The organism is Pseudomonas sp. WAC2 (assembly GCF_030403525.1).
Lineage (GTDB): Bacteria > Pseudomonadota > Gammaproteobacteria > Pseudomonadales > Pseudomonadaceae > Chryseomonas > Chryseomonas luteola.
This window is the reverse complement of sequence record NZ_JAUEPD010000004.1, coordinates 235,041-259,590: the sequence shown is the minus strand read 5'-3', so window position 1 is coordinate 259,590 and position 24,550 is coordinate 235,041. Positions and strand designations below refer to the sequence as shown.

Genomic DNA, 24,550 nt, shown 5'->3' with positions numbered 1-24,550 from the left:
CGGTTTTATGCTCTGTCAGAGTATCAGGCTGCCTATCCAGGCCAACACGAAAGCGATAGTACCAATGAGCGTTTCCATCACGGTCCAGGTCTTAAGCGTGGTTTTTTCGTCCATATCAAGGAAGCGACCCACCAGCCAAAAGCCGGAGTCGTTTACATGGGAGAGCACAGTAGCGCCCCCGGCAATCGCCACGACGATAAAGCACAGGTCGAACTGGCTCAGTCCTCCGGTTGCGGCTACGGTCGGTGCCATGAGCGCGGCTGCGGTTGTGAGGGCAACGGTTGCCGAACCTTGGGCTACCCGTAGCGCCGCCGAAATCACAAAGGCCGCAACGATTACCGGAAGTCCGGTATCTGCCAGCATTTGAGACAGTGCGTCGCCAATGCCACTTGTACGCAGCACACCACCAAACATGCCACCTGCGCCCGTCACTAGTACGATGGAGCAGATAGGGCCGAGTGCGCCGTCACATACTTTTTCCAGATGCTTACGGCTGTGTCTACCGCTAAAGACGATCAACGCAAAAAATACCGTGATCAGCAAGGCCACTGGCGTCTTGCCCAGCATCCGCAGGAACTGGACCCATGTGCTTTTGCCATCGACTGTACCCATAACGCTCAAGGTATTCAGGCCGGTATCCAGAAAGATCAGGATCAAGGGCAACAACAGGATAGCAAGTACGGTAGAGAAGCGGGGCGGGGTAACTGTAGTATCACGGTCAGCATCGGTCAAAAAGCTTGCCGGAATACCAACATGAAATTTCTTGCCCGACCACAGGCCGAACAGATAAGCGCCAAAATACCAGGTAGGCAGCGCGATGATGGCTCCAACGATAACCAGCAAACCGATGTTTGCACCCAGAAGTTCTGCGGCAGCAACCGGGCCTGGGTGCGGCGGAACCAGCGCGTGCATGGCGGCGAATGCACCGGCCGCCGGTAACGCATAGCTCAGCGTAGAGCCGCCCAGACGCTTGGCCACACTGAAGATGATCGGCAGCATTACGATCAGCCCCGCGTCAAAGAAGATGGGAAAGCCGAAAAGCAGCGATGCTACGCCAAGTGCGAAGGGCGCACGGTGTTCACCGAAGCGATTGATCAGGGTGTCGGAGAGAACCTGGGCACCGCCTGTAATCTCCAGAAGACGTCCGATCATGGCGCCCAAGCCAACCAGCAATGCCACCGAGGCAAGGGTATTACCAAAGCCGGTCAATAGTGTCGGGACTACCTTGTCAAAAGGGATCTGCGTCGCGAGTGCCGTCAGGATACTTACCAGCACAAGCGCCAGAAAAGCATGGACCTTGAATCGCATAATCAGGAGGAGCAACAGAATTACAGCGCCTGCTGCTATGAGGAGCAATATACTGGCGCTGAGCGCAGTAGGTTCAGTCATGGTGGGCCACTTTCTATTGTTGTTGGTCGTTAGCGAAAGCCATACATGTGCGCGCCTGACGCCTGAGGACTACCAGAACGTCAACACCCTCGCTGCAACATGCAGTGAGGGTGAGGTAAGGAGCAAAGCCATACATGCCGGACATGTCGCCTCACATGTTATTGTTATAGATGAAGCGTTAACGGGAGTCCGGCCGGTCAGGCGCTTTTAACAGCCGCAAACGTATCGTTCCACCAGTCGGACGCCTGCTGGCTGATCACCTCGATGGGCAGTGTCGCGTCCACAACAAGGGTCGCGTCTTCCTGAAGAGGCGGCTCCAGCGCTGCAAACTGACTATCCACCAGGCTTGCGGGCATGAAATGCCCAGGCCGGTTGGCAACACGCACGGCTGCGTCTTCACGGGTAAGATTCAGAAATACAAAGCCCAAGCCTGGAACGGCGGAACGAAGCTTGTCACGGTACTTCTGTTTGAGAGCGGAACAGGTGAGAACGGGCTTGATACCTGCGTTTACGGCATTAGCCATTTCCTGACCCAGGCGAGTCAGCCAGTCGGCGCGGTCTTCATCGGTGAGCGGAATGCCAGCACTCATCTTGGCGATGTTCGCAGCAGGATGAAACTGGTCACCTTCGATCAGGACACCACCGCTGCGTTGAGCAATGGCCTCACCAATGCAACTCTTGCCACAACCAGCCACGCCCATCACAACCAGGGCAGGGATATACGTATTCATAGGATTCTCCAGCCGAAGATAGCGCTATCTTCAATTAAAAAATCTGAACAGATAGCGGCTTCGTATGTTGTAGCTCTTGTTTGCTAGATAATGCATCTCGAAAACAATGACGATTGACTGCTTTAATTTTCGAGACAGCGCTAACTTAAGCATACCGCCCGGACTTGGCAAGCGCTTTTGATACCAAGGTTCCGCCAAAAACGTGACGGGGTAAAGGCTGACGCCAGTTAAAAGATCAGCTCTCCGTTATCCTTTCGGGCTCATAAGGCCAGCGGTCTCAGCACCGTCAACGGTGAGCGTAGCGCCATTGATATAGCTTGATGCAGGCGACAGCAACCAGTAGATCGCTTCGGCTACCTCTTGGGGCGAGCCCAGGCGGCCTGCAGGTATCCGTGAGGTAAGCGCAGCAAGATGAGCAGCATCCTGAATAACCTTGTCCATCATGCGCGTAGCGATCTGCCCAGGGCACACCGCGTTGAAGCGCACCTCTGAGCCATATTCCAACGCCAGCGCCTGGGTGAGTCCCAGCAGGGCGGCCTTGGTTGCACAGTATGCTGCAAGTCCTTGTTCACCGGTCTTGCCTGCAATGGAAGACACTGTAACGACCGCGCCATGGGCTGCCCGCAGGCCCGGAAGCGCATGTTTGATGTAGAAAAACACCGAGCGCGTGTTTACCGCGAAAAGATGATCCCAGGTGTCCTGAGTCATCGTGCCGAATTCACCACGGCTGGACATGCCGGCACTGTTGACCAGGCCGGACAGTCGGCCCTCTCCCAATGTCATTGCATGCGATACGACCTTTTGGCAGTCCTGCTCACTCAAGACATCGCCTGCCACAAAAACTGCTGTCTTCAGCCGTGTCTGTAGGGCTTGCCCTGCACTTTCGTCCCGGCCGGTAAAAACGACCTGATGCCCTTCAGCAACCAGTTTTTCAACCACCGCCGCGCCAATGCCCTGGGTGCCACCCGTTACGATAAACATGGTTTGCTCTCTACGTGGTTTCAGGGCGTGCCTGTTCTTAATCAAGTAAAGCGGGGAATCTCTAACGAACCAATGGCGGTGTATTGGCTCAGACCTATAACAAGCCAAGCCGTAGCCTATCGTGGAGCGGTTGTTGCTCTACCCGCATACTGACCTTCAGGCGTACCTTTTAATTATGGATCAAACGACCCAGCCTCTTGATCTTGCGCAGTGTGACAGGGAACCGATTCATATTCCCGGATCGATTCAGCCACACGGTATATTGCTTGCTATCGACCCTGATACCCAGACTATTCAACAAGTTGCCGGTGATACTGTGCGGTTTTTAACACGAAACCCTACTGACTTGCTGGGGCAGCCAGTCGATACGGTTTTTGGGGCCGAGGCCGCGACATCTCTTCTGACGCTCGAGCCTGATATGACTGAACCTTTGTATTTAGGCTCGTTGTCGCCAGCAGGCAACCTTGGTATGCCCGTAGATCTGACAGCACATATTTACAATGGTGTGCTGTTTCTAGAGCTGGAGCCTTCCTCAGAGCATCAAATCACTGCGGCGCAGAGGGTCGGTGAGATCCATCGGGTTCTTACAATTTGGAGTGCCACAACCAGTCTGCACGCTCTGCTTAAGAGTGCGAGTGAGGAGTTTCGCCGACTGACCGGGTTTGATCGGGTAATGATTTATCGGTTTCTAGAGGATGGGACAGGGCTTGTCGCGTCTGAAGACAAGATCGATAGTCTTGATGCGCTCCTCAACCATCACTATCCCGCCTCCGACATTCCCAGGCAGGCGCGAGCGCTTTATCTTCGGAATCCCATCAGAACAATAGCGGATGCTGGGTATATACCTGCTCCGCTCGTTCCGGTATTGAACCCCATTACAGGTCAGCCATTGGACATGAGCGGATGCAGCTTGCGTAGCGTTTCGCCCATTCATGTTCAATATCTTAAAAACCTGAACGTTACAGCCTCTATGTCCGTCTCGATAGTCGTGGATGGGCAGCTATGGGGACTTGTCTCCTGCCATCATACCTCTCCCAAACGGGTCTCTTATGATATGCGTGAGACCTGTAAACTATTAGGGCAGACGCTGGGCCAATCGATTAAGGCGCATTTAGAAAAAGCGATTAACAATCAGGCGCAGCAATTGGCCTTTGCTCGTGAGGAGTTACTCAAAAGGCTGACAGGGTTTTCTGCTGTTGAAGAAAGCATTCGGCGCTATTTGAAGGATGTTCAGCATCTTGTTCACGCAGAGGGTGCAGCACTGCTTCTTCACGGCAAGCTTACCCTGCTGGGCAGTACGCCATCTGAGGAGCAGACCCGAGCGTTGATAGAGTGGCTTCTGGAACCATCCATGCCGACTACCTTTGCGACCAAAAGTCTTGTAGATCATTATGAGCCTGCAAAGGTGTATGCCACCCAGGCCAGCGGCTTACTGGCCGTTATAATCTCGCACACCCCTCCGTTTGTATTGCTATGGTTCAGGGCCGAATATCTTGAAACCATTAATTGGGCAGGTAATCCCCACAAGCCAATTGAGCCAGGTTCTACTCCTGGGCAGTTGACGCCGCGAAAGTCATTTGAAGACTGGAAAGAAACGGTTCGCTATCAGGCTAAGCCCTGGTCAGAGGCTGAAATAGATTCAGCCCGAAAGTTTGGCCGGGCGCTTCTTGATATGCGCATGAAAGATATGCTCCAAGGGCTGAACGGGCAGCTGCAGAAAATGCTGGTCGATAAAGAGGTTCTCCTTGCCAGGAAAGACTCGCTAACCAAAGAGGCGCAAGAGCACATTCAAACGCTGCATAAGCGTGAGGCCGAACTTAGTGCCATCCTGGAAAATACCAGTGACGGGTACATCTGTACGGATGAAAGGGGGGCTGTTACCGCCTGGAATCGCAAAGCCGAAGAGATCTTTCTCTGGAGTCGAGAAGAAGCAATAGGCGCGTCTATAGAGGATCTGATTATTCCGCCGATGATGCGTCAGGCTTATCGTGACGATTTGAAAGGCTTCCTCGCCACAGGAGAAAGCAACAATGTGGGCAAGGTTGTCGAACATTCGGCGTTGCGTAAGGATGGGATGCTGATTCCCGTCGAGACACGCATCACGGCGATCCAGATTGACAACCGTACGATCTTCAGCGCCTTTGTACAGGATATTACGCCGCGCAAACTCCAGGAAAAAGCGCGATTAAGAGATGCTCAGGAGGACGCTCTGACGGGCCTGGCCAACCGGCGTATGATGTATCGCTTTCTCAAAGCGAGGCTGGAGGCCAAGCCTACCGCGGAGAATCCGCTTTGGCTCCTGTACCTTGATCTGGATGGTTTCAAACCCATAAACGATACCCTTGGGCACGCGGCTGGTGATCAGATGTTGGTTGAGGTTTCTCACCGGCTGAAACAATGTATGCGTGAGGATGATCTTGTCTCCCGTATTGGGGGTGATGAGTTCGTCATTGTGGCCAGCGGTCTGCCAAACCGGGCTTTTATTGAAAAACTCTGCGAGCGACTCCTTAATAGCCTGCGAAAGCCTGTGTTGATCAATAAGCATGAGGTGAGTGTAGGATGCAGCATAGGGATCGTTTCGGCGCCGGAGGATAGCTGTCAGGCTGACGATCTCTTGCGTTTTGCCGATATAGCGCTTTACGAAGCCAAAGCGTCAGGCCGGAACACGTGGCAGTTTTACACCTCACGGATGAGTAGTCGTCTTCTGGTTCGGCGGCAACTCGAGACGGATCTTAGGCTGGCCTTACGTCGAGACGAATTGCGCTTGGAGTTTCAGCCCCGTTATAAGATACGAGGCGGTCATCTAACAGGGGCCGAAGCCTTGGTACGGTGGCAGCATCCTCTACGCGGCTACTTAAGCCCTGACCATTTTATTTCCATTGCGGAAGAAACCGGCCTAATCGTGCCGTTGAGTGACTGGGTATTACGCAGAGCGTGCCTAGAGGCTACGCAGTGGACGGACTCGGCCTTTGTCTCGGTTAATCTTTCACCGATAGAATTCAAGCGCAGCGACTTGGTAGCTCGCATACACGCGGTTCTAGAGGAAACCGGGCTTGCGCCTGAGCGCCTGGAGCTTGAGATTACCGAAAGCGTTATGCTTGATAACACCAACGATGCCTTGGCTATTATGCGAGCACTCAAGGAGCTGGGCGTTAGGCTAGCCATGGATGATTTTGGCACCGGCTACTCCTCATTAAGCTACGTCCATACCTATCCCTTCGACGGCATCAAGATCGACCGTAGCTTTATTGCCGCGTTGGATGGTTCGTCTAGTGGCGAGGCGATTATCGAAGCCATCATTGGTTTGGGTCGTGCTTTATCGCTCACTGTTACGGCTGAAGGTGTTGAAACCCAGGAGCAGCTTGAATTATTGACTCGGCTTAATTGCCATCAGGCACAAGGGTTTTATTTAGGCCGCCCCGCGCAGGGTGATCTGCTTATAACTCACTAGCATGATTTGTAGATACGCAACTTCCCTGGTACCACGGGGGCCTGGTTAAAGCAGCAAGGGATCTAACACTATCCGCTAAGTTTTTATTTAGAATTTCTGGCTGCGGAGGATGTGCCAGCAGCGCAGACCTGTGTGGAGGCAAGGACAGGGTTGCAACAATACAGCTGGCAACCCTAGGCACCACTTCATGGTCGTTTGACTGGGGCAGGCAACGTAACCAGTTTTACATAATCATTCCAAAAGGCTTGTTGATCGATACCAAACACCACCTTGGCTTTCTGGGTGCCTAATGGGGGATTCTTGTGGTAGCCCAGTGACCTGCCGTAGTTCGGGCCAAACTGGGTATCAACGTCAACCCAAAGGTCTTTCGATTCGGTTACCAGTTCCGGGTGCACCAGGAAGAGCGCCGGCAGACTGTCCCAGGTAAAACTCTGGTAGGCAGGGTCCTTGTCGAACTCAGGGCCCAGGACTGTCTTGTACAGGTCAGGGATAACCCCTTCAGCGGCCACGATGCGCTTGTAGATCTCTGCGTTGAAGATGACCTTTTCGCAGACGTCGTTGGGGAAGATCACATGCTCTATCGGCGAGCGCAAAACGATTCGTGCAGCCTCCGGGTCGAACCACCAGTTGAATTCTGCTGCGGGCGTGGTATTGCCTGGAATCTCGATGGCGCCGCCCATGTACACGATCCGCTTGATCAGCGGCACGATCTCAGGTGCGCTGCGGATGGCCAGGGCAAGGTTAGTCAGCGGGCCGACAGCCAGAATTGTGACTTCATGGGGGTGCTGCTTGATGCTGTCGATAATGAACTGGGTCGCTGATTCAGGGCGTACTGTCGTATGGGTGGCGCGGCCATCTGGAGGCGAGATGAGCGCATCGGCTGAGGTCGGTCGTGGACCTTTAAAGGCGCCAGGCCAGCCCGCGCCAAACAGTGCCTGTTCTTGCGGGTACGTCGAGAGGTCATGTAGAAGCGGGTAGGCTGCGCCAGAATAAACGCCGACCTCCTTTTCCACGCCCATACGCTCGACGGCCTTGAGGGCGTCTACCTGCTCTTGATCCACCCAGGCATTGCCGCTCACCAACGTCATGCCCAACAGTTCGATCCGTTTTTGCGCATGCAGTTGCGCCAGCATGATGAACGCCTGACCGTCATCATTGAGTACATTGAAGTCGGTATCGAAAATAACCTTGTCTGCAGCCTGTATAGGGCCTGCCAGAACGCCAAAGGCCAGGACGGCGGCGCAGTATTTGAAGAGTGCTCGCATCGGTTGGGGGACTCTTGTTGTAATAGTGATGCAGCAAGTGAGACAGGTCTCATCTGCCCGAAAGCTGTATTGCCAAGCATAACGCAGCGGCAATGAACTCTGCCAACAACGACGTTTATTTTGGCAGGCCAATTCCTAGGCATAATGCAGAAACAGCGAAGCCCGGATGAGATTTCCGGGCTTCGCGTAGAGGTCAGCTCTGATTACGAATTTTACTTCGTATCGGGAAGGGCGTATGCAATCAGATAATCACCCATTTTGGTGCCAAAGGAGCCGTGCCCGCCCGCCATGATGACAACGTACTGCTTGCCGTTGGCTTCGTAGGTCATGGGTGTGGCCTGGCCACCAGCCGGTAGACGTGCCTCCCATACCTTGTCGCCATTGGTCACGTTATAGGCGCGGATATAGTTGTCCTGAGTACCGGCAATAAACATCAGGTTGCCAGCTGTCGAGATCGGGCCTCCCAGCATAGGGACACCAATTTTCAACGGTGGCAGTTGAAGCCCCTGCAGACTGTCCCGAATTGTACCGATTCGCTTACGCCAAACTACTTCGTGGGTTTTCATATCGACCCCAGCGACATAGCCCCAGGCCGGCTGCTTACACGGAAGGCCCAGCGGTGACAGGAACGCATTGATCTCTACACCAAACGGCACACCATATTGGGGCTGAATGCCCGTTTCGGTGCCGGTCCCTTTGGCGCCTTCTTCCGGCCACATGGGATTACCCGGGCCGCGCGGAATCAGCTTTGACACAAAGGGCAGCGCCATCGGGTTCATTAACGCTATCTGGCGGTCGGAATTGACGGAAATTCCACCCCATTCAAAGACGCCAAGGTTACCGGGGAAAACAATCGTGCCCTGTTCGGACGGTGGCGTGTATTGACCCTTATAGCTTAGGCGCTTGAAGATCACGCGGCACATCAGCTGGTCGAACATGGTGGCGCCCCACATGTTCTTGTCAGTCAGTGTCTGGATGGGGGTCAGGTTCAAGGCGGAGCGAGGTTGCGTCGGGCTTACCCAATCGCCCTCTGCGGCACCCTGTGGTACCGGCACCTCCGTAATGGGCACAATAGGCTTGCCGTCACGACGATCCAGTACGAACAGATTACCCGCCTTAGTCGGTACGTAAACAGCAGGAACCGTGTCGCCAGATTCTGTCTTTACATCAGCAAGAGTAGGCTGGGAAGGTACATCCATGTCCCAGAGGTCATGGTGGGTAGTCTGATAAGACCAGACCAGTTTACCGGTCGAGCCGTTCAGCGCAACGATAGCACTGGCATAGCGCTCCATAAGCGGCGTACGGTGGCCGCCCCAGATATCAGGCGTGGCGTTACCTGTCGGTACATAGACTACATCTGCAGCAGCGTCATAGGCCAAGGGCGCCCAGGCGTTGGGTGAGTTGTTAACCAGGGTCTTGCCGTCAGTCGGGATCGCATTGGGATCTTCTGCACCCGTATCGAATATCCACTGCAACGCGCCGGTATTGACGTCATAACCACGGATGGCGCCTGATGGTTCATGGATAGAGAAGTTGTCAGTAACTGAGCCACCAATGATTACTGTAGTGCCCGTTACAACCGGCGGTGAGGTGGGCTGTAAACCACCTGGATAGGTGTAAGGATGCATCTCCTTAAGATCCAGCTCGCCATTGTTGGCAAATTCGCTACATGGTTGGCCATTGTCTGCGTTGATGGCAAAGAGACGGCCATCATTGACGGGCAGGAATACCTTGCGTGGGCAGCTGGTCTGAGCCTGGGGTTTACCGGCGAGGCTGGCTGCAAACTCCGTGGTGTTGGCTTGATCGTAATAGGATACCCCACGGCAGGTCAGGTGCTGGTAGGAGGGTTCCGATTTAAGCTTGGGATCGAACCTCCATTTTTCCTTGCCTGTAGCCGGGTCCAGCGCTACCAATATCTGGTGCGTGGTGCAGATATACATGTTATCGCCAATCTTGATTGGGGTCAGTTCGTTAGTGGTTTCCCCCGAATCGTTTTCGGTTCTGGACTCGCCACTACGAAATGTCCAAGCGACCTGCAGGTCTTTGACGTTGTTTTCGTTGATCTGATTCAGCGGCGAGTAGCGCGTACCGCTTTGGGTCCTGCCGTAGGCAGGCCAGTCCGCCGGGCTGATACCCTCTACCGGCTGAGCCTGGGCAGGCTGGGTAGACGCCAGGCTGCCATTGATCTCCTGCGGATCATTGAAGATCGAATACACCAGTACGGCAATGGACAGCACCAGCGTTGCAGATAAAAAGGTTTTGCTGGCTCTAAGACCTGCGCCAATGCCACGCGTTACTCCAGGAATCAACAGCCAGATGCCCAACAGACCGAGAATATTCAGGCGTGGTACGAGAGCCCAGAAATCGGTGCCTGCTTCCCAGAGGCCCCATACGAGCGTCACGAGCATCAGTACCGCATAAAGCCAGATCGCGGCGGTAGAGCGACGCGCGAGCAGAATAGCGCTGATCAGCAGAGCAATACCGCTGATCACGTAATAATACGAGCCGCCTAATACTGCAAGCCAGGCCCCTCCAATCACTAAAATTACCGCGAATATAACGGCGATAACCGCAGTGAAAGTTCTCAATCCAGACCTTGTCGATAAAGTGCTCATCAACTGTTTCTCTCTTTGTAAAAACGCGCGGATCCTTTAGTGAACTATCAAAGGCGTTATTGAATACCGAAACGGAATACGGTCGTGCTATTAAATACCTCCCCAGGTTTTAATACCGTACTAGGAAAGTCCGGTTGGTTCGGGCTGTTTGGATAATGCTGGGTTTCAAAGGCAAACGCTTCAGTCTGCCGATATACCTTGCCGCCTGCGCCCGTTACGTTCCCCTTGAGAGCGTTACTGGTATAAAACTGCAAGCCGGGTTCTGTAGTCAGGCACTCAAGTGTGCGACCCGTTCCATGATCAACGACCTTGGCCGCATCTTGTAACGCCTTTGGATCAGCGCCTTTGTTCAATACCCAGTTGTGGTCAAAGCCATGGGCATAAAGGAGCTGTGGGTCGTTGGCGCGAATGTCTTTGCCAATGGCTTTAGGCGTTCGGAAGTCAAAAACACTGTTTTCCACCGGTTGCAGGGTACCGGTAGGGATCGACTGAGCATCGGTGGGAAGATAATGATCGGCATTTATCTGCACCACCTGATCCAGGACTCCATGGGTGCTGTCAGGTCCGGCCAGATTGAAGTAACTGTGGTTGGTCAGATTGATGACCGTGTTCTTATCCGTCTGGGCCTGGTAGTCGATACGAAATGTGTTGTCGTCAGAAAGGCTGTAGGTAACAGTTAGCTGGAGGTTGCCTGGAAACCCCTGATCGCCCTCTGGGCTGTTTAGCTTCAGGGCAGCCTTGACCACAGGGCCTTCAGTCACCAATGGCGTGACCTGCCAGATGCGCTTGTCATAGCCCTTGCTACCGCTGTGCAGCGTATTAGGACCATCATTTCGTTCGAGCTGATAGTTTTTTCCGTCAAGTGTGAACTGCCCTTTGGCGATGCGATTGGCGTAGCGGCCAATCAGAGCGCCAAAGTGAATGCCTTCACGAGCATCCACGACTTCGTAACCATGCAGATCATCGTACCCCAGCACAATGTTGGCGCGTTTGCCGTGTCGGTCAGGCGTAATGATCTCCGTAATAACACCACCAAAACTTAAAAAAGAGACGCTTATGCCTTTGTCGTTAGTCATGGTGTAGCGCGTTACAGAATGGCCATCTCGCGTGGTGCCGTAAGATTCCTGAGACAACGTCGAAGCAGCGCTGTATTGGCTGGCGAATATGCCTAAAGCAGCTACGAACAAACCTGAAGCCCGCATTGTTATAAGTCCACCTAATTGAGCAATACAGGTCAGAGTCAAAATGTTACAACTCGTTCGTTGCCAAAGTGCGATAAACACTGGATTAGATCTCTCATGTACAAAGTTTCAGGAAATTAGGCGGTTTGGACTTCTATTCGTCTCTGCGTTAATAACTGAACGTAGCCTGATATGGCCGATTTGCCCGAGATTTTCTGCAGTCGTACGATATGCAGACAAGGCTGTACCTAATGAAAGTTTTAAGGGTCGTGAGCAAGCGGAACGAATAGCAATCCTTGAATTCTGTGAAAAATTTAAATGCTTTTAAAGCGATTCAAAATTTGTTTTCGTTATGTAATTTATTGCATGCCGTTTCGAGTAGAGGCGTTGTCGGCGCGACATGTAATCGCGGCATTGAACATGCCCAAGCGATCAAGTGAACGACATAGCATTGAGAAACCAATATTCAGTCAAATTAATGAAGGTTTGCATAGACGACGTCTAAGTGACTCTCGAAGCACTAGCGGGCCGCTTGTGTCTCATTCGTTGTGTTCTCGATAAGCATCGCTTGTAAAGTGGTATACGTGCCCTCGCCAGAATGTACTTTCTAACTAGCGATCGCTTGGCTCTGTAATGCACCTCCTGATGAACTTGGGTTTGCTGCTGCGGTTCTACTGGTGCATACCTTCCATGATCCAGAGAGGCTGACATGACTCGTTTTACTAACAAGGTGGTGCTCGTGACAGGGGCAGGATCGGGTATTGGTGAAGCAACTGCCAAACGATTTGCGGAAGAGGGCGCTAAGGTCGTGCTGGTGGGCAGAACGACCGAAAAGCTTGAGCACGTGGCGCGTACGCTTCCGGCGGATAGCAGCTACATCAAGACCGCTGATGTCTCGGACCGGATTCAAGTAAAGCAGCTGATCGCGGATGTCATCCAGAAGTATGGCCGCCTGGATGTGCTGGTGAACAATGCGGGTACGGTGGCCCAGGGCAAGATTACCGAGGCTGATGTCGACGACTGGCGCAAGGTCATGTCCACCGATTTGGACGGTGTGTTTTATTGTAGCCGAAGCGCCTTGCCTGAGTTGATCAAGCAGAAGGGCTGCATCGTCAATGTCTCCTCGGTCTCAGGCCTGGGCGGTGACTGGGGGATGAGTGTTTACAACGCGGCCAAAGGGGCAGTGACCAACTTTACCCGTGCCTTGGCAATGGACTTTGGTGAAGAAGGCGTCAGGGTCAATGCCGTATGCCCCAGCCTCACTAAAAGCGAGCTGACGGAAGATATGCCTGGCAATGAATCGCTTATGGCCAGCTTCCGTGAGCGGATTCCGCTGGGTAGACCAGCCGAGGCCGAAGAGGTCGCTGATGTCATTGCGTTCCTGGCCAGTCATGATGCCCGTTTCGTAAACGGCGTGAATCTCCCTGTCGATGGTGGGCTCTCAGCCTCCAACGGGCAGCCCAGACAGGCTTGAGTTCTTCAAAACCCGGGGTTGCGGCATGTGGCCGCAGCCTGGCGTTTACGTACGGTATTGCTGGATATGCACCGTTCGACAACAAATCCCGCATCTGGTCTGTGTTTGACATCAGTGCTAAATTGGTTGGCATGAAGTTAGTTCGAGCCCATTTTACTTCTCTTGCCTGGATGCTGGTTGCCGCCGTCCTGCTCAATGGTCTCGCCTGCAGTTTTGGTCACGGCATCATGCATGGCCAGACATACCGTCTCCCGTCGCCCCACGAAACAACGGTGGAGATGGACCATCACGTACATCACCATGCTATGGCCGCCGCGCCTGATACGCACCAGGGCAGTATGCCCATGGTTGATTCATCTCATGATTCAGCTATCAAGCAGCTTGCCATGAGCGATTGCGCCTTCGCTGGTACGCTTCCACTGGCGCTCATGGTTTTCACGGCGCTGAGCTGGCTGCTGCGTCATAAACGGCAACGCCTGTATCATCTGGACGCCGGTTGTCGACGACCTCCCCGTGACGCATTTCCCTGCCTCAATCCCCGCGCGCCCTGACAGCCACTGGCGGCATTTACTTACTAACCCTTAGTTGGCGGCAGCCATGTGTTGTCGTCGTGCTTAGCCGTGGTGAATTCTCATGTCAGGTTCTTCGCCAGCGTCGGTCCAGAATAGACCGGGCGCGTTTACCCAATTACTCAGACGATTGCACTTCTATATCGGGCTTTTTGTTAGTCCTTTTCTTCTCGTGGCGGCGCTGAGCGGTATTGTCTACGCGTTGACCCCTCAGCTTGAGGACTACCTTTATGCCGATGCCCTGCATACGGATAGCCAGGGCGCTCCTCTCAGCCTTGCCGCCCAAGTGCGTGCGGCCCAGGCAGCGGTAGATCCGTCCTCTCGCATCACTGCCGTACGCCCTGCGCCTGCAGCCGGTGATACTACCCGGGTGATGTTCAACGCGCCGGGCCTGGGCGCTTCAGAGAGCCGTGCCATCTTTATCGACCCGGTGACCGGTGAGGTCAAAGGCGATATGAAGGTATACGGGACGAGTGGTGTCCTGCCATTACGTACTTGGCTGGATCAGTTTCACAGGGGCCTTCTGTTGGGTGATGTAGGCCGAATCTATAGTGAACTGGCGGCATCCTGGCTATGGGTCGCCACCTTGGGCGGCTTGGTGTTATGGGCGTCACGCCGGAGTCGTACGCGTGGTAAGACGCCGGCGGGTCTACGCTCTCTGCATGGGTCCACAGGGGTATGGCTGCTAGCAGGGCTGCTGTTCTTTTCGGCCACGGGGCTGACATGGTCACAGTATGCAGGAAGCAATATCGGCATTCTGCGTGCATATTATGGATGGTCGACGCCTGTTGTTTCGACGGAGCTGGGTAGCTCAACCACCATGAAGATGCCCATGGACGAGCATGCCGAACATCATATGCACATGGATAACATGCCGAAGATGGAAGCGGTTGATCCCGACGTGTTTGATCAGGTGATGGCCGCTGCACGTACCCAGCACATTGACGCGGCAAAGGTGGAAATCAAACCTGCCATGCAGCCGGGAAAAGCCTGGACGGTTAATGAAATCGACCGCCGCTGGCCTACTCATGTGGATGCGGTTGCTATCGATCCCGGCTCCTTGACTGTGGTGGATCATGTCCTGTTTGCTCAGTACTCTCTGCCAGCCAAACTGACCCGGTGGGGTATCGATGCGCATATGGGGGTACTTTTCGGCCTTGCCAATCAGCTGTTGTTGATTGGATTTGCGGGTGGCCTTATGGTCATGGTGGTTTGGGGATACCTGCTCTGGTGGCGTCGGCGTCCGACCTTTAATGATGTTCCTCAACCGAGTCTTATCGATGCATGGCGTGATCTGGGCCTGGTTCAACGAATCCTGGCGATTGTGATCTCGACGGTACTGGGGATCTGTCTGCCTGTATTAGGCGCCAGCCTGCTTGTGTTTCTAGCGGTGGATTTCATTCTGGGCTTCAAGGCTTCGTTTTCAGATCTCAAGCAAAGGCAGCTGTAGTACAAGGGAGAAAAACGCTGGCTGCACCGTGAGCGGTTAGCGTTTCTCCTCTCCAGTTCGCGTACTGCCAAAGCTGTCAAGACGATTAAGTAGGAACCCGAAACTTAAATTGACCACACAGGCAATACCCTATTTGTTCTGTGGAGGCTGATATGTCAGTAAAAGTGCTTGGGCCCGCTGAGCCAGGTTTTAGCCTTGGCAGCAATGATTATGGCCCAACGCCTGGGTTCAACGGTGGCCTGGCTCAGCCATACGGCGGACAGGTTAATTTCGGTTCGCCTTCTGAGCTTGCCAGCCAGGGAAGGGAAGTTACGTTCGGCAAGGCTGGGGCTGGTCATTCCCCAGGTGGCGTCCAGGGAGCTAGCGAAGAGGATTTGATGGCATTGGTGCGTGACCTGGTGCAGCAAATCCTTCAGATGATTGCGCAACGGTTACAGCAAAACCAGAACGACACGGGAGCATCCTCTCAGGGCCAAAGTAAGGGTAGGGAGGTAGGAAAAGCCACCGCACCAGCAGCTGGCAGTCCGGTACAACCTTCTGTAGCTTCTGGCCCTGCTGTAACTCCCGAAACTGACCCGCAAAAGGTAACGTCTGCAAACCCAGCCAGTAGTGACGGGCCCACTGCCGGTAGCGGTCCGCGTGCATTCAATATAACCAATACTCAGGACCATTCGATCAAAATAGGCCAATCGATAAGAACGAGCAGTTGACCGCTGAGCTAACGCTTGAACCAGGGCAGACAGGCGTTATGAGATTCGAGAACGATACCACCGGACTGCTCAAGCAGGCGGATGCAGACGGACATTACCGCCCTGATGCCAGCCGGCTGGAATTCTTCAACGGCTTTATCAATACCAGTGACATCGATGGCCGAAACGCTTCGATCCATGCCACGGATAACAAGGGATTCGAGATTGGTGATAACAAGAGTATTGCTGACGCTGCGCCCAGCAATATCGTTACAGTCGATTCTGCTGGTAACAAGACCATTGCTGGCTTCTACGATGGTTCGACAGAAACCATGAATAAAGGCGGCCAGTTCATGACCGAGAAGCTCGGTACAGGCATGACTTACATGCACCCTGATGATGATCGTCTGCCCACTGGCCAGAATCCGATGCGCCATACTGATTCGATGACATTGGATGTCACGTTTGGGAAGCCATAAATAAAGTCGGTGACGCACCGTGTGGCGATATACAAGTACAGAAAGCCCGAGGTGCCTAGGGCTTTCGTTAAATCTTTTGCAGACAGTGCTAGCGACGACGATTCAAATCTCTCAGGCCAAACCAGAGCACCGCCTGGGTGCTAAAGCCGATAATCAGGACAAAAAGCCCAACTGCCATGAACGTCCAATGAGATGAAGCGTAGCCCAAGCAAACAACGACCGCCGCTACGATGCCAATGAGCAAAGGGATGCGGCTGAACCAGAGAGCTTCGTGATGAACTCGGGATTCAAGCATGGCAATCATTTCTTCCCTGTTTCTGCGCATTGGTGTCTACCTGTTTTACTAATGCGGAATGTGGCTCCCATGAGTATAGTCAGCATTTGCATTAACGCAGGCTGTCTAGCCGTACGTTTTACCTTTACGACCCACGGTCTGATAGAACTAGTGCCCGGCAGGCACAGTGCGGACACATGATGCTTTAAACAAATGCTTTGGAGTGGAAGAAGCAACGCGGCCATATTCCATTACAGCATCGCAGCGGCGTCTTTCCTCGCTAGGGCACCCTAGAGCAAACGTATCCCTCATCCTAAACAGGACACAACGTTCTGTCTTTAAGGTAGGTCGTTCAATAACGGCATCTGAGAAATCAGGTTCCCGATACAGCAGGGTAATAGTTTGAGGCTCCGCGAGTAATAATTCACTTACGGATGGCGGGTCGCTCCTGATGCTCCTGCTGGAGACCAATCTTGTATCCGAGCTGCGCAAGGCCGAACAGGGCATTCTGGTACGAGGGCCGATTTGAGGTTTATACAAGAGGTCATTTCCCGTTCAGCTGTTGATTAAAGGCGGCGTGTCTTACAAGAACCTTGGAAACCTCATGCTGACCTACTCCTTTGTATCGATTATTTACTTACCTTTACCGTTTCTGATGAACTTCTTATCCCCCTAATTGAGTATCTTTACCGTGCTAGCGGTCCTGCTAGTAAGTTGAAGCTAGGCCTTTAGCCTGGATGGACGTTGTACTGTCTTATTCCACTCAGAACAGATATCCGTCCGGGCTATTTTTCAGTTCGCCTCTAATAGCCCGTGCTATTGCAACGCTTCTACTTTGATATCGGCTCGGTATTTCTTGGTTCAGAAAAGGGTTGCAGTCTGACAAACAGCTATACCGTTTAGCCGGTCCTGTCGTGATACAGCGTTTTACGGCTGTCTATTAGAAGTACTTTCAGAAATGGGTAATCGTTCTTTGCAGGAGGTGTGGCATGCGCATACAAAGCAGGTTGTTGCAGAGAATATTAAAGAAGATGCAGGCTGGGATGTTGGCCTTGGGTAGTTTTGCCTTACTTGCCCTTTTTACGATAAATCACTGATGTGAGACCTGCTAAAAGAGGCTCCGCGTCTTGTAAAGTGATCCTTCATAAAACGGTAGGATGGTAGCCTCAATCGATCCCAACTGATGTGTCTGTGATGGAGCAGCGTCGCGGCTCTGGTCTTGGTAGCGTCTTGAGCACTGAATTGATCCGCCTCGCTGGTGCCAGTGAGGCCTTCCTGCCGGTCGTCTTTCATACTAGATAGGATGTGGCTTTTAAGGTGCCGTATTTGCCTTGCTTATAAGTAAACCGCAACCGGACCTGCACACTGTTTCGAATTGTATCTAGATACCATGCTTACGAAATGGCACAGTACGGTACCAAACAATGAGTATAACGAGTACCGTTCATGTCCGTGCCTACTGCCCAGGCTGACACTTCCATCCGTTCAGCCTCTGCCACCAATCCCCTTGTGATGAGCATTGTTTTCTCTTGTGCGCTCGCGCACCTGATCAATGACCTTATCCAGTCGGTCCTCCCATCCATCTATCCCATGCTGAGGGAAAACTACGGCCTGACCTTTACCCAGGTAGGGCTGATTACGCTGACCTTTCAGGTCACAGCCTCTTTGCTACAGCCGTGGATTGGTTTCTATACGGATCGCCATCCAAAACCGTTTCTGCTTCCGGCTGGCGCTGTCTGTACATTGATAGGCATCCTGATGCTGGGTTTTGTCGATACCTTTTCGACCATACTGGTAGCCTCGGCGCTGATTGGGGTTGGCTCATCCACCTTTCATCCTGAGACCTCGCGGGTTGCCCGTCTGGCTTCCGGTGGCCGCTTTGGTCTGGCTCAGTCTACTTTCCAGGTAGGAGGCAACGCAGGAACCGCCGTAGGGCCATTGCTCGCTGCAGCGATCATCATCCCTTTTGGTCAATCCAATATCGTGTGGTTCGGCCTGTTCGGACTCTTTGCCATCGGCGTGCAATATCGGCTTAGCCTCTGGTATCGAGGGCACTTGAATACGGCAGGGAAAAAGAAGGGGCGTGAAGCTACGCATGGGCTTTCTCGGCACCAGATCACGGGGGCCTTGGTCGTCCTGGCCTTGCTGGTTTTCTCCAAGTATATCTATATGGCCAGCATCACCAGCTATTTCACGTTTTATCTAATCGAGAAGTTTGACTTGTCGGTGGCCAGCTCCCAGCTGCATCTGTTCCTGTTTCTGGGCGCAGTGGCAGCAGGTACGTTCTTTGGTGGTCCCATTGGCGACAGGATCGGGCGCAAGGCGGTAATCTGGTTTTCCATTCTGGGGGCCGCGCCGTTTACGTTGGCCATGCCGTACGTTGATCTCTTCTGGACCAGCGTGTTGAGCGTGATTATTGGATTTATCCTGGCGTCGGCCTTTTCTGCCATTGTGGTCTACGCCCAGGAGCTGGTGCCCGGCAACGTAGGCATGATCGCCGGTGTATTCTTTGGGCTTATGTTCGGCTTTAGTGGGATCGCAGCCGCAGCGCTGGGCCATCTGGCGGACCTGCGTGGTATCGAGTACGTCTACACGCTGTGCTCATTCATGCCGCTCTTGGGGATTCTTACGATCTTTCTACCTTCTACCCAATCTAAACGCACGCATTGAGCCGACATCTAACGTACTCCAAGGGGCAATCTGCTTGCCTCTTGGAGTCGCTGAGTTTGTTCGCCCCTAACTAGAGGTCTTGGCTAACTTTTTATTGCTTTTCCTTTTGGAAATTCCTGTAGTCAAGATAACCACCAAAAGCAAACATGACAGCGCTCAAAATACCCATCGCAGCGTAGTTTGTTCCAATCTTCATCTTTATAAGGAAGTAAAGGCCGCTCAAGCCTGAACCCGTATGCGGGCACGGAGCCTAGCATTGTCCATCAAACTATTACCCATACCGAAAGGATGCCATTAACATCCTGTAATGAAAGGACATTTTTTTAGCCAATCAGTAAGGGTGAATGAAAGTCCGGCCAGTTATGCTCATATCTAGCGGTTGAATACTGGACACGTTAGAAGGAGTTCTATGGAGCACAACATTCCCCTTATTACGACGATTGCTGCGGGACTTGTTGTCGCGTTGATACTGGGCTTTTTGGCCGAAAAGATGCGAATACCCGCACTGATTGGTTATTTGTTGGCAGGCATTTTCATTGGCCCGTCCACACCCGGTTTTGTTGCTGACATGCACATCGCCTCGGAGCTTTCCGAGATTGGTGTGATGCTGCTGATGTTTGGCGTAGGGCTGCACTTTTCCATTGGTGACCTGCTTTCGGTCAAGCGCATCGCCATTCCTGGCGCTATCGTACAAATGAGTCTCGCCACGGTACTGGGCGCTGTACTGGCTCACTGGTGGGGCTGGAGCTGGGGTAACGGCCTTATCTTTGGTCTTTGCCTGTCGTGTGCCAGTACTGTCGTGCTGCTTAAAGCATTGGAGGCGCGCGGAGTGCTAGACAGCATGAACGGCCGTATTGCCGTCGGCTGGCTGGTCGTTGAAGATCTGGCAACCGTACTGGTGCTGGTGCTGTTACCTCCACTAGCAGGCATGCTCGGTAGTACCAGCGAAGCATTGCCCGCGCAGGGCGGGCCACTCTGGGTAACGCTTGGGAAAACCCTTCTACAGATCGTCGCCTTCGTCGCACTAATGCTCATTGCCGGACGCCGAGCGCTGCCATGGCTGCTCTGGCAAGTGGCGCGAACAGGCTCTCGCGAACTCTTCACGCTAGCGGTCGTCGCGATTGCCATCGGTATTGCCTTCGGTGCATCCAAGCTCTTTAATGTGTCTTTTGCGTTGGGTGCTTTCTTTGCCGGTATGGTAATGAGGGAGTCCAAATTCAGCCATCGGGCTGCCGAAGAGTCCTTGCCATTGCGTGACGCCTTCTCGGTATTGTTCTTTGTGTCCGTAGGGATGCTGTTCGACCCCATGATCCTGGTCCAGGAGCCGGTCCATGTGCTGGCCGTTGTGACTATCATTGTGCTGGGAAAATCGCTGGCAGCGCTGGTTATCACATTGTCGCTACGCTATCCGCTCACTACCGGCATGACGGTAGCTGCGAGCCTTGCCCAGATAGGAGAGTTCTCTTTCATATTAGGCGGTCTCGGTTTGACGCTGGGACTGCTACCGCAGGAGGGGATGAGCTTGGTATTGGCCGGTGCGCTCGTCTCGATTGCGATCAATCCGCTATTGTTTACCCTTATCGAGCCGGTACGCCGGTGGGTGCTGGCGCGCTCGTCGTTTGCACGCGAGCTTGAAAGCAGGCAGGACCCTTATGCTGAACTTCCCATGGATACGGACCGTAAATACCTGGAGCGCCAAATTGTTCTGGTTGGTTATGGACGAGTTGGGCGGCGGATAGCAAAGGTATTGGACGAACAGGGGATTCCTTACGTCATTGCTGAGCAGAACAGGGAAATGGTGGATCAGTTGCGTAAGGAAGGCAAAGCGGCTGTCTCCGGCGATGCTGCGGACCCTGCTGTGCTTATCCAGGCCCATATTGCCAAGGCTGCCATGCTGGTCATCGCAACTCCTGATCCACTCAACGCGCGCCAAATGGTAGAAACCGCTAAAACGTTAAATCCGGAAGTAGAGGTCGTCGTTCGTACTCACAGTGAGGATGAATCACAGCTCCTGCGTCGGGATGGAGTCGGTACGGTGTTCTTCGGGGAAGAGGAACTGGCGAAGGGCATGGCAAGTCATGTTTCAACTCGTTTTGTGGAGTTGATAGCTCATCGGTAACGGAGAGCGTATCCCAGACGAATCAAGTTTGAGGATTATGTACATAGCCATTATGGGCTAGTGAAGCAAGGCGTAGCTAATTACGCCTTGCTTCAACCTTACGTCACTGTTAGTGATGAGCGCTCAGACAAATTCCAACTCGGATAGCGCCGCTGTGATTTAAGGTATAGATCTCAGCTTGCAAGGCTATAAGCGGTTTACCAGGCCTCTAACCCGCATTGTGGCTTGAACATTCGATACACCAGAAGAGCAGAAACTGGAGGTTCCATCTGCTAAAAACAAGCTATACTATTGATAACCTATTAAGGTAACTCAGGTGTAGTGGTATCTAGAGGTGACCTGCCTCTATCCCAACGATTACTCGCCTACCTGTTACATATACCTGTCATTAGACTGCTGAGAGAGCCATGCGCGCCCGTACATTGTCCTTCTTAAAACCTGGAGCACTTGAGCGTGAGCACTTTGACCTGTTACTGGAGGGTACTTCCATTCGGGGAGAACGGGTTATTCGCGCCTTGGAAGACTTTCTGATAAAAGGCGTACCCGTAACCGAGGCCTGTGAGAGTAATGGGGTAAACCGCAGCCAGTTCTACCGCAGGCTTTATGCCCTAGAAAGCGAGAGTGAACGAGCGAGACGCTTGAGCAAGTTTTATAACTACGCCAGTGATTGATACCCAGCCTCCCAGGTTACTGTTGAGCTGGCGGAACGTAGATCTAATGCTGGCAATTTTGCTTGATATACGCGTCGTAGAAGGTGCTCATCACCGCTGAAAGCCGAGCCGAAAGAGAGCCTTTTGCAAGGCGTCTCTTTGCGGCGCCTAAGGGCTTAGCCTCGTGCAGCGTCTCTGAGTGCCTTGACCTGGTCATGGTTTCGTTGCACCCCTTGTAGCTGCCGCTCTACGACAGCGCGAACATCCGCAGGTAAATCCTTTTCAAGCGCCTGCTTGTAGCTCTTGAGAGCGACATCTTCGCCGCGCTCGCATTCATTAAGAATCGCTTCGTCGCTCTTACCTGTAATTGATGATTTGATATCGACCCACTTGCGGTGGAGGGCGCCCGATACGCTGGCCTTTTGCTCCGGATCACCGCCTAGCTTGGTTACGAGTTGCTGAAGCTCGGTTGCAGCGGTGCTGCAATCCTGTGCGCGGGCTGCCATGGTTGACTTGAGTTTCGGATCCTTCAGGTCATCGGCGCATTCCTGAAACCCTTTGTAGCCATCTAGACAGGTTTCAATCAAGTCGTTCAGCTCAGAAATTACCGCTTTGTTATCCATAAGGATTACCTCCAGGCAGTTCAAATAGGTGTAGCCTGGTCTTTACGACGAGGCTATTTAGCTGACCCGTTCCGGTGTGGCTTCGTTCAGTTCGTGATGGATGAACAGCGGTTTTGATGCAAAGGGAAGCATTAAGCGCTTGGTTGTTTGAGCTGCACCAGGAGCCAACGGAGCGGGCCCTCAATGGGGTCCAGATGTGAGAAGATGGTCCGATTTAGATCAATATGAAAATAAAGTAGGCGAGAGGCTATTACTCCAGTCCTCTCGCCTTAGTTCCGTCAGCCCTGATTACGCGGCCCTGGCAGTCGCCAGTAGGGACAGTTCCTTTTTCATCGCTGCAATTATGGCAGTCCATTCCAGCTCTTCGACATCAATAGGAAACTTGGCGAGAGCGTCCTGTGACATCCACTGCAACGGCCGACGTACCTGGGCATCGTTGAAAATGAAGCGGTTCTCCATCGCGAATCCATACGCTTCAACGATGACTCTATTAAGCTTTGCCTGTTTTTCATTCAGGTGAGCCAACGCCTCGTCAAACTCGTACTGATTCTCGAAATAGCTGATATGGCCAGCCATTTCAGCCACCTGACCTAACGTAGGAATATTACGTGTGGCGGATGAACAGTGGACAACCTGAAACAGGCTATTTGATGGGTCTACGGCATTTGCCAATAGCATATTGACGCAAATATCCACGGGGATCATGTCGTTGATCGCCGTTTTCATGGATACCGGGAAATGTTTAACGCCTCCAAGCGCAATGGATCGGATGAAAGCGGGCAGGGAGATGGAGAAATTGCAATAACCTTTACTTGGATAGGCCCAGGCGCCTGTGACTGAAGTAATGCGCGCGACCATAATAGGGAGGTGAGGGTAGCGCTGGTGTAATAGGCGTTCCATCAGATTCTTTGAATAGGCGTAAGCATTAGGCCATTCACTAAGCCTTGCGCTGCCTCCTTTCGTGACGATCTCTTCCAGTTCAGATTCCGCCGTTGAGTCCTGATAGATTCGTTCCTCAATATGCTCCGTCGCTGAGCGATTACATAGTGCCCAATAGCTGGATGTAACCAAAAATAGTGCACGTTTTTCAAAGGTAGCGACAAGCGTTGCACCCTGTAGAGCAGACAGCGTGTTGGCGTGTACCTGATCCTGTATGTCGGTATCCCAACGGGTATACGCAGCCAGGTGGAAAACAATGTCCACATCCTTCCTGATTTCCTGCAGCCAAGAGGTGGCAATGTCCCAATTTTCCTTCCTGATATCGCCCTTTATCCATACGACTCGTTTGTCATGAGCATAAGCTTGAGAAGGAGGCGTTGTATGATAAAGGCAGTAAATCCGGCCTATACCTTCGAGTTTTTCCGACAGGGTCTTGAGCAACATCGAACCAATAAAGCCCGTAGCGCCGGTGATTAGTACATTCTTTCCCTCGTAAGCCTTGTCCACTGATGTTCTCCACATGGGTTTATTACAGGACAAGTGGCCAGGAGTTACCATGTTGCTTTAAGCACATGAACTGCCTGCGCCTGACCGCAAGTCAGCACATCCACACTTTAGACTCGTCGCATGAAGCCTTTATGAAAGGCCTGAGATAGAGCGGCAGGAACTGCTTGTGTAGGTTTTACACCATAGCCTCATTAAGCCTGATAAATACAACAGCTAGGAATAGCTTTAGCCAGTGAGTTACCTTTTTAGAAAGCCTCTGATTTGCTCAAGTCTTCGTATCAGCATTTGTGAACCGGCAAACGGATAATGCAGAGGGGGAACAATCAGTCACGGAAGGGATTTAAAAGTGGCGTTAAGCGCTGGCCATAAGCTAAATAGAAAATCTAATAGCAGAGTCATGACCCTATTTGACAACTTTAAAGTCAGCCGCAGGTAAGCCTTAGCTGCTTACTCGTACAGGTTCCGATCAAAGGCTACGTAACTTATTTTTTCAG

The 24,550-nt window shown here is 52.8% G+C and carries 18 protein-coding genes; 8 read left to right on the top strand and 10 right to left on the bottom strand.

Annotated elements, in window-relative coordinates; all coding sequences use genetic code 11:
• Window positions 1–15: 15 nt before the first annotated feature.
• From QWJ10_RS10745 to QWJ10_RS10735, 3 genes are all read right to left on the bottom strand, one after another.
• The gene (locus QWJ10_RS10745) at window positions 16–1,389 is read right to left on the bottom strand and encodes a GntP family permease (protein ID WP_074825918.1); all 1,374 of its coding nucleotides are present in this window, start codon (window positions 1,387–1,389) and stop codon (window positions 16–18) included.
• A gap of 197 nt (window positions 1,390–1,586) precedes the next feature.
• Window positions 1,587–2,120: a gluconokinase gene (locus QWJ10_RS10740; RefSeq protein ID WP_122043707.1), complete on the bottom strand. Its 534-nt coding sequence runs from the start codon at window positions 2,118–2,120 to the stop codon at window positions 1,587–1,589.
• A gap of 246 nt (window positions 2,121–2,366) precedes the next feature.
• Window positions 2,367–3,101, bottom strand: coding sequence for an SDR family oxidoreductase (locus tag QWJ10_RS10735; protein ID WP_125889865.1), 735 nt, complete (start codon window positions 3,099–3,101; stop codon window positions 2,367–2,369).
• A 175-nt stretch (window positions 3,102–3,276) separates the two neighbouring features.
• Between QWJ10_RS10735 and QWJ10_RS10730 the strand changes: the two genes are divergently transcribed.
• Complete coding sequence (locus QWJ10_RS10730) at window positions 3,277–6,552, top strand: EAL domain-containing protein (protein ID WP_197871726.1); 3,276 nt, start codon at window positions 3,277–3,279, stop codon at window positions 6,550–6,552.
• Between the two features lie 185 nt (window positions 6,553–6,737).
• Here QWJ10_RS10730 and QWJ10_RS10725 read toward each other — a convergent pair whose 3' ends face one another.
• From QWJ10_RS10725 to QWJ10_RS10715, 3 genes are all read right to left on the bottom strand, one after another.
• Window positions 6,738–7,817 (bottom strand): nucleoside hydrolase, encoded by a 1,080-nt coding sequence (locus tag QWJ10_RS10725; RefSeq protein ID WP_289926246.1) that lies wholly within the window; start codon window positions 7,815–7,817, stop codon window positions 6,738–6,740.
• Between the two features lie 212 nt (window positions 7,818–8,029).
• Window positions 8,030–10,432 carry a glucose/quinate/shikimate family membrane-bound PQQ-dependent dehydrogenase gene (locus tag QWJ10_RS10720; RefSeq protein ID WP_219652198.1) on the bottom strand — a complete coding sequence of 801 codons (2,403 nt, stop codon included), beginning with the start codon at window positions 10,430–10,432 and terminating at the stop codon, window positions 8,030–8,032.
• A gap of 56 nt (window positions 10,433–10,488) precedes the next feature.
• The gene (locus QWJ10_RS10715; protein WP_289926244.1) at window positions 10,489–11,634 is read right to left on the bottom strand and encodes an aldose epimerase family protein; all 1,146 of its coding nucleotides are present in this window, start codon (window positions 11,632–11,634) and stop codon (window positions 10,489–10,491) included.
• 688 nt (window positions 11,635–12,322) lie between these two features.
• Between QWJ10_RS10715 and QWJ10_RS10710 the strand changes: the two genes are divergently transcribed.
• The 3 genes from QWJ10_RS10710 to QWJ10_RS10700 all read left to right on the top strand — a co-directional run bounded on the left by QWJ10_RS10710 (window position 12,323) and on the right by QWJ10_RS10700 (window position 15,106).
• On the top strand, window positions 12,323–13,087 hold the full coding sequence (locus QWJ10_RS10710; protein ID WP_289926243.1) for an SDR family oxidoreductase: 765 nt from the start codon (window positions 12,323–12,325) through the stop codon (window positions 13,085–13,087).
• Window positions 13,088–13,218: 131 nt separating this feature from the next.
• A complete protein-coding gene (locus tag QWJ10_RS10705; protein ID WP_289926242.1) occupies window positions 13,219–13,638 on the top strand; it encodes a hypothetical protein in 420 nt (139 codons plus the stop codon).
• Between the two features lie 82 nt (window positions 13,639–13,720).
• Window positions 13,721–15,106 carry a PepSY-associated TM helix domain-containing protein gene (locus tag QWJ10_RS10700; RefSeq protein WP_289926241.1) on the top strand — a complete coding sequence of 462 codons (1,386 nt, stop codon included), beginning with the start codon at window positions 13,721–13,723 and terminating at the stop codon, window positions 15,104–15,106.
• Window positions 15,107–15,261: 155 nt separating this feature from the next.
• On the opposite strand, the gene QWJ10_RS10695 is transcribed toward QWJ10_RS10700, so the two are convergent.
• Window positions 15,262–15,444: a hypothetical protein gene (locus tag QWJ10_RS10695; RefSeq protein ID WP_289926240.1), complete on the bottom strand. Its 183-nt coding sequence runs from the start codon at window positions 15,442–15,444 to the stop codon at window positions 15,262–15,264.
• Window positions 15,445–15,854: 410 nt separating this feature from the next.
• On the opposite strand from QWJ10_RS10695, the gene QWJ10_RS10690 reads away from it, so the two are divergent.
• Entirely contained in the window at window positions 15,855–16,274 is a 420-nt protein-coding gene (locus QWJ10_RS10690) for a hypothetical protein (RefSeq protein ID WP_289926239.1), read from the top strand.
• Window positions 16,275–16,362: 88 nt separating this feature from the next.
• On the opposite strand, the gene QWJ10_RS10685 is transcribed toward QWJ10_RS10690, so the two are convergent.
• Window positions 16,363–16,599, bottom strand: coding sequence for a hypothetical protein (locus QWJ10_RS10685; protein ID WP_010799101.1), 237 nt, complete (start codon window positions 16,597–16,599; stop codon window positions 16,363–16,365).
• 1,395 nt (window positions 16,600–17,994) lie between these two features.
• Here QWJ10_RS10685 and QWJ10_RS10680 point away from each other — a divergent pair.
• The 3 genes from QWJ10_RS10680 (at window position 17,995) to QWJ10_RS10670 (ending at window position 22,008) form a co-directional block, all read left to right on the top strand.
• Complete coding sequence (locus QWJ10_RS10680; protein ID WP_289926238.1) at window positions 17,995–19,218, top strand: MFS transporter; 1,224 nt, start codon at window positions 17,995–17,997, stop codon at window positions 19,216–19,218.
• 409 nt (window positions 19,219–19,627) lie between these two features.
• Window positions 19,628–21,337, top strand: coding sequence for a YbaL family putative K(+) efflux transporter (gene ybaL, locus QWJ10_RS10675; RefSeq protein WP_289926237.1), 1,710 nt, complete (start codon window positions 19,628–19,630; stop codon window positions 21,335–21,337).
• 407 nt (window positions 21,338–21,744) lie between these two features.
• Window positions 21,745–22,008 carry a PapB/FocB family fimbrial expression transcriptional regulator gene (locus tag QWJ10_RS10670; RefSeq protein WP_010799106.1) on the top strand — a complete coding sequence of 88 codons (264 nt, stop codon included), beginning with the start codon at window positions 21,745–21,747 and terminating at the stop codon, window positions 22,006–22,008.
• Between the two features lie 155 nt (window positions 22,009–22,163).
• Here QWJ10_RS10670 and QWJ10_RS10665 read toward each other — a convergent pair whose 3' ends face one another.
• Window positions 22,164–22,610, bottom strand: coding sequence for a PA2169 family four-helix-bundle protein (locus tag QWJ10_RS10665; protein ID WP_289926236.1), 447 nt, complete (start codon window positions 22,608–22,610; stop codon window positions 22,164–22,166).
• A gap of 288 nt (window positions 22,611–22,898) precedes the next feature.
• Window positions 22,899–24,056 carry an SDR family oxidoreductase gene (locus QWJ10_RS10660; protein WP_289926235.1) on the bottom strand — a complete coding sequence of 386 codons (1,158 nt, stop codon included), beginning with the start codon at window positions 24,054–24,056 and terminating at the stop codon, window positions 22,899–22,901.
• Window positions 24,057–24,550 lie beyond the last annotated feature (494 nt).

Coding starts and splice junctions, on each gene's coding strand:
- QWJ10_RS10745 (WP_074825918.1), bottom strand. CDS start 1,389: ATGACTGAACCTACTGCGCTCAGCGCCAGTATATTGCTCCTCATAGCA.
- QWJ10_RS10740 (WP_122043707.1), bottom strand. CDS start 2,120: ATGAATACGTATATCCCTGCCCTGGTTGTGATGGGCGTGGCTGGTTGT.
- QWJ10_RS10735 (WP_125889865.1), bottom strand. CDS start 3,101: ATGTTTATCGTAACGGGTGGCACCCAGGGCATTGGCGCGGCGGTGGTT.
- QWJ10_RS10730 (WP_197871726.1), top strand. CDS start 3,277: ATGGATCAAACGACCCAGCCTCTTGATCTTGCGCAGTGTGACAGGGAA.
- QWJ10_RS10725 (WP_289926246.1), bottom strand. CDS start 7,817: ATGCGAGCACTCTTCAAATACTGCGCCGCCGTCCTGGCCTTTGGCGTT.
- QWJ10_RS10720 (WP_219652198.1), bottom strand. CDS start 10,432: ATGAGCACTTTATCGACAAGGTCTGGATTGAGAACTTTCACTGCGGTT.
- QWJ10_RS10715 (WP_289926244.1), bottom strand. CDS start 11,634: ATGCGGGCTTCAGGTTTGTTCGTAGCTGCTTTAGGCATATTCGCCAGC.
- QWJ10_RS10710 (WP_289926243.1), top strand. CDS start 12,323: ATGACTCGTTTTACTAACAAGGTGGTGCTCGTGACAGGGGCAGGATCG.
- QWJ10_RS10705 (WP_289926242.1), top strand. CDS start 13,219: ATGAAGTTAGTTCGAGCCCATTTTACTTCTCTTGCCTGGATGCTGGTT.
- QWJ10_RS10700 (WP_289926241.1), top strand. CDS start 13,721: ATGTCAGGTTCTTCGCCAGCGTCGGTCCAGAATAGACCGGGCGCGTTT.
- QWJ10_RS10695 (WP_289926240.1), bottom strand. CDS start 15,444: ATGACCAGCCCCAGCCTTGCCGAACGTAACTTCCCTTCCCTGGCTGGC.
- QWJ10_RS10690 (WP_289926239.1), top strand. CDS start 15,855: ATGAGATTCGAGAACGATACCACCGGACTGCTCAAGCAGGCGGATGCA.
- QWJ10_RS10685 (WP_010799101.1), bottom strand. CDS start 16,599: ATGCGCAGAAACAGGGAAGAAATGATTGCCATGCTTGAATCCCGAGTT.
- QWJ10_RS10680 (WP_289926238.1), top strand. CDS start 17,995: ATGTCCGTGCCTACTGCCCAGGCTGACACTTCCATCCGTTCAGCCTCT.
- ybaL (WP_289926237.1), top strand. CDS start 19,628: ATGGAGCACAACATTCCCCTTATTACGACGATTGCTGCGGGACTTGTT.
- QWJ10_RS10670 (WP_010799106.1), top strand. CDS start 21,745: ATGCGCGCCCGTACATTGTCCTTCTTAAAACCTGGAGCACTTGAGCGT.
- QWJ10_RS10665 (WP_289926236.1), bottom strand. CDS start 22,610: ATGGATAACAAAGCGGTAATTTCTGAGCTGAACGACTTGATTGAAACC.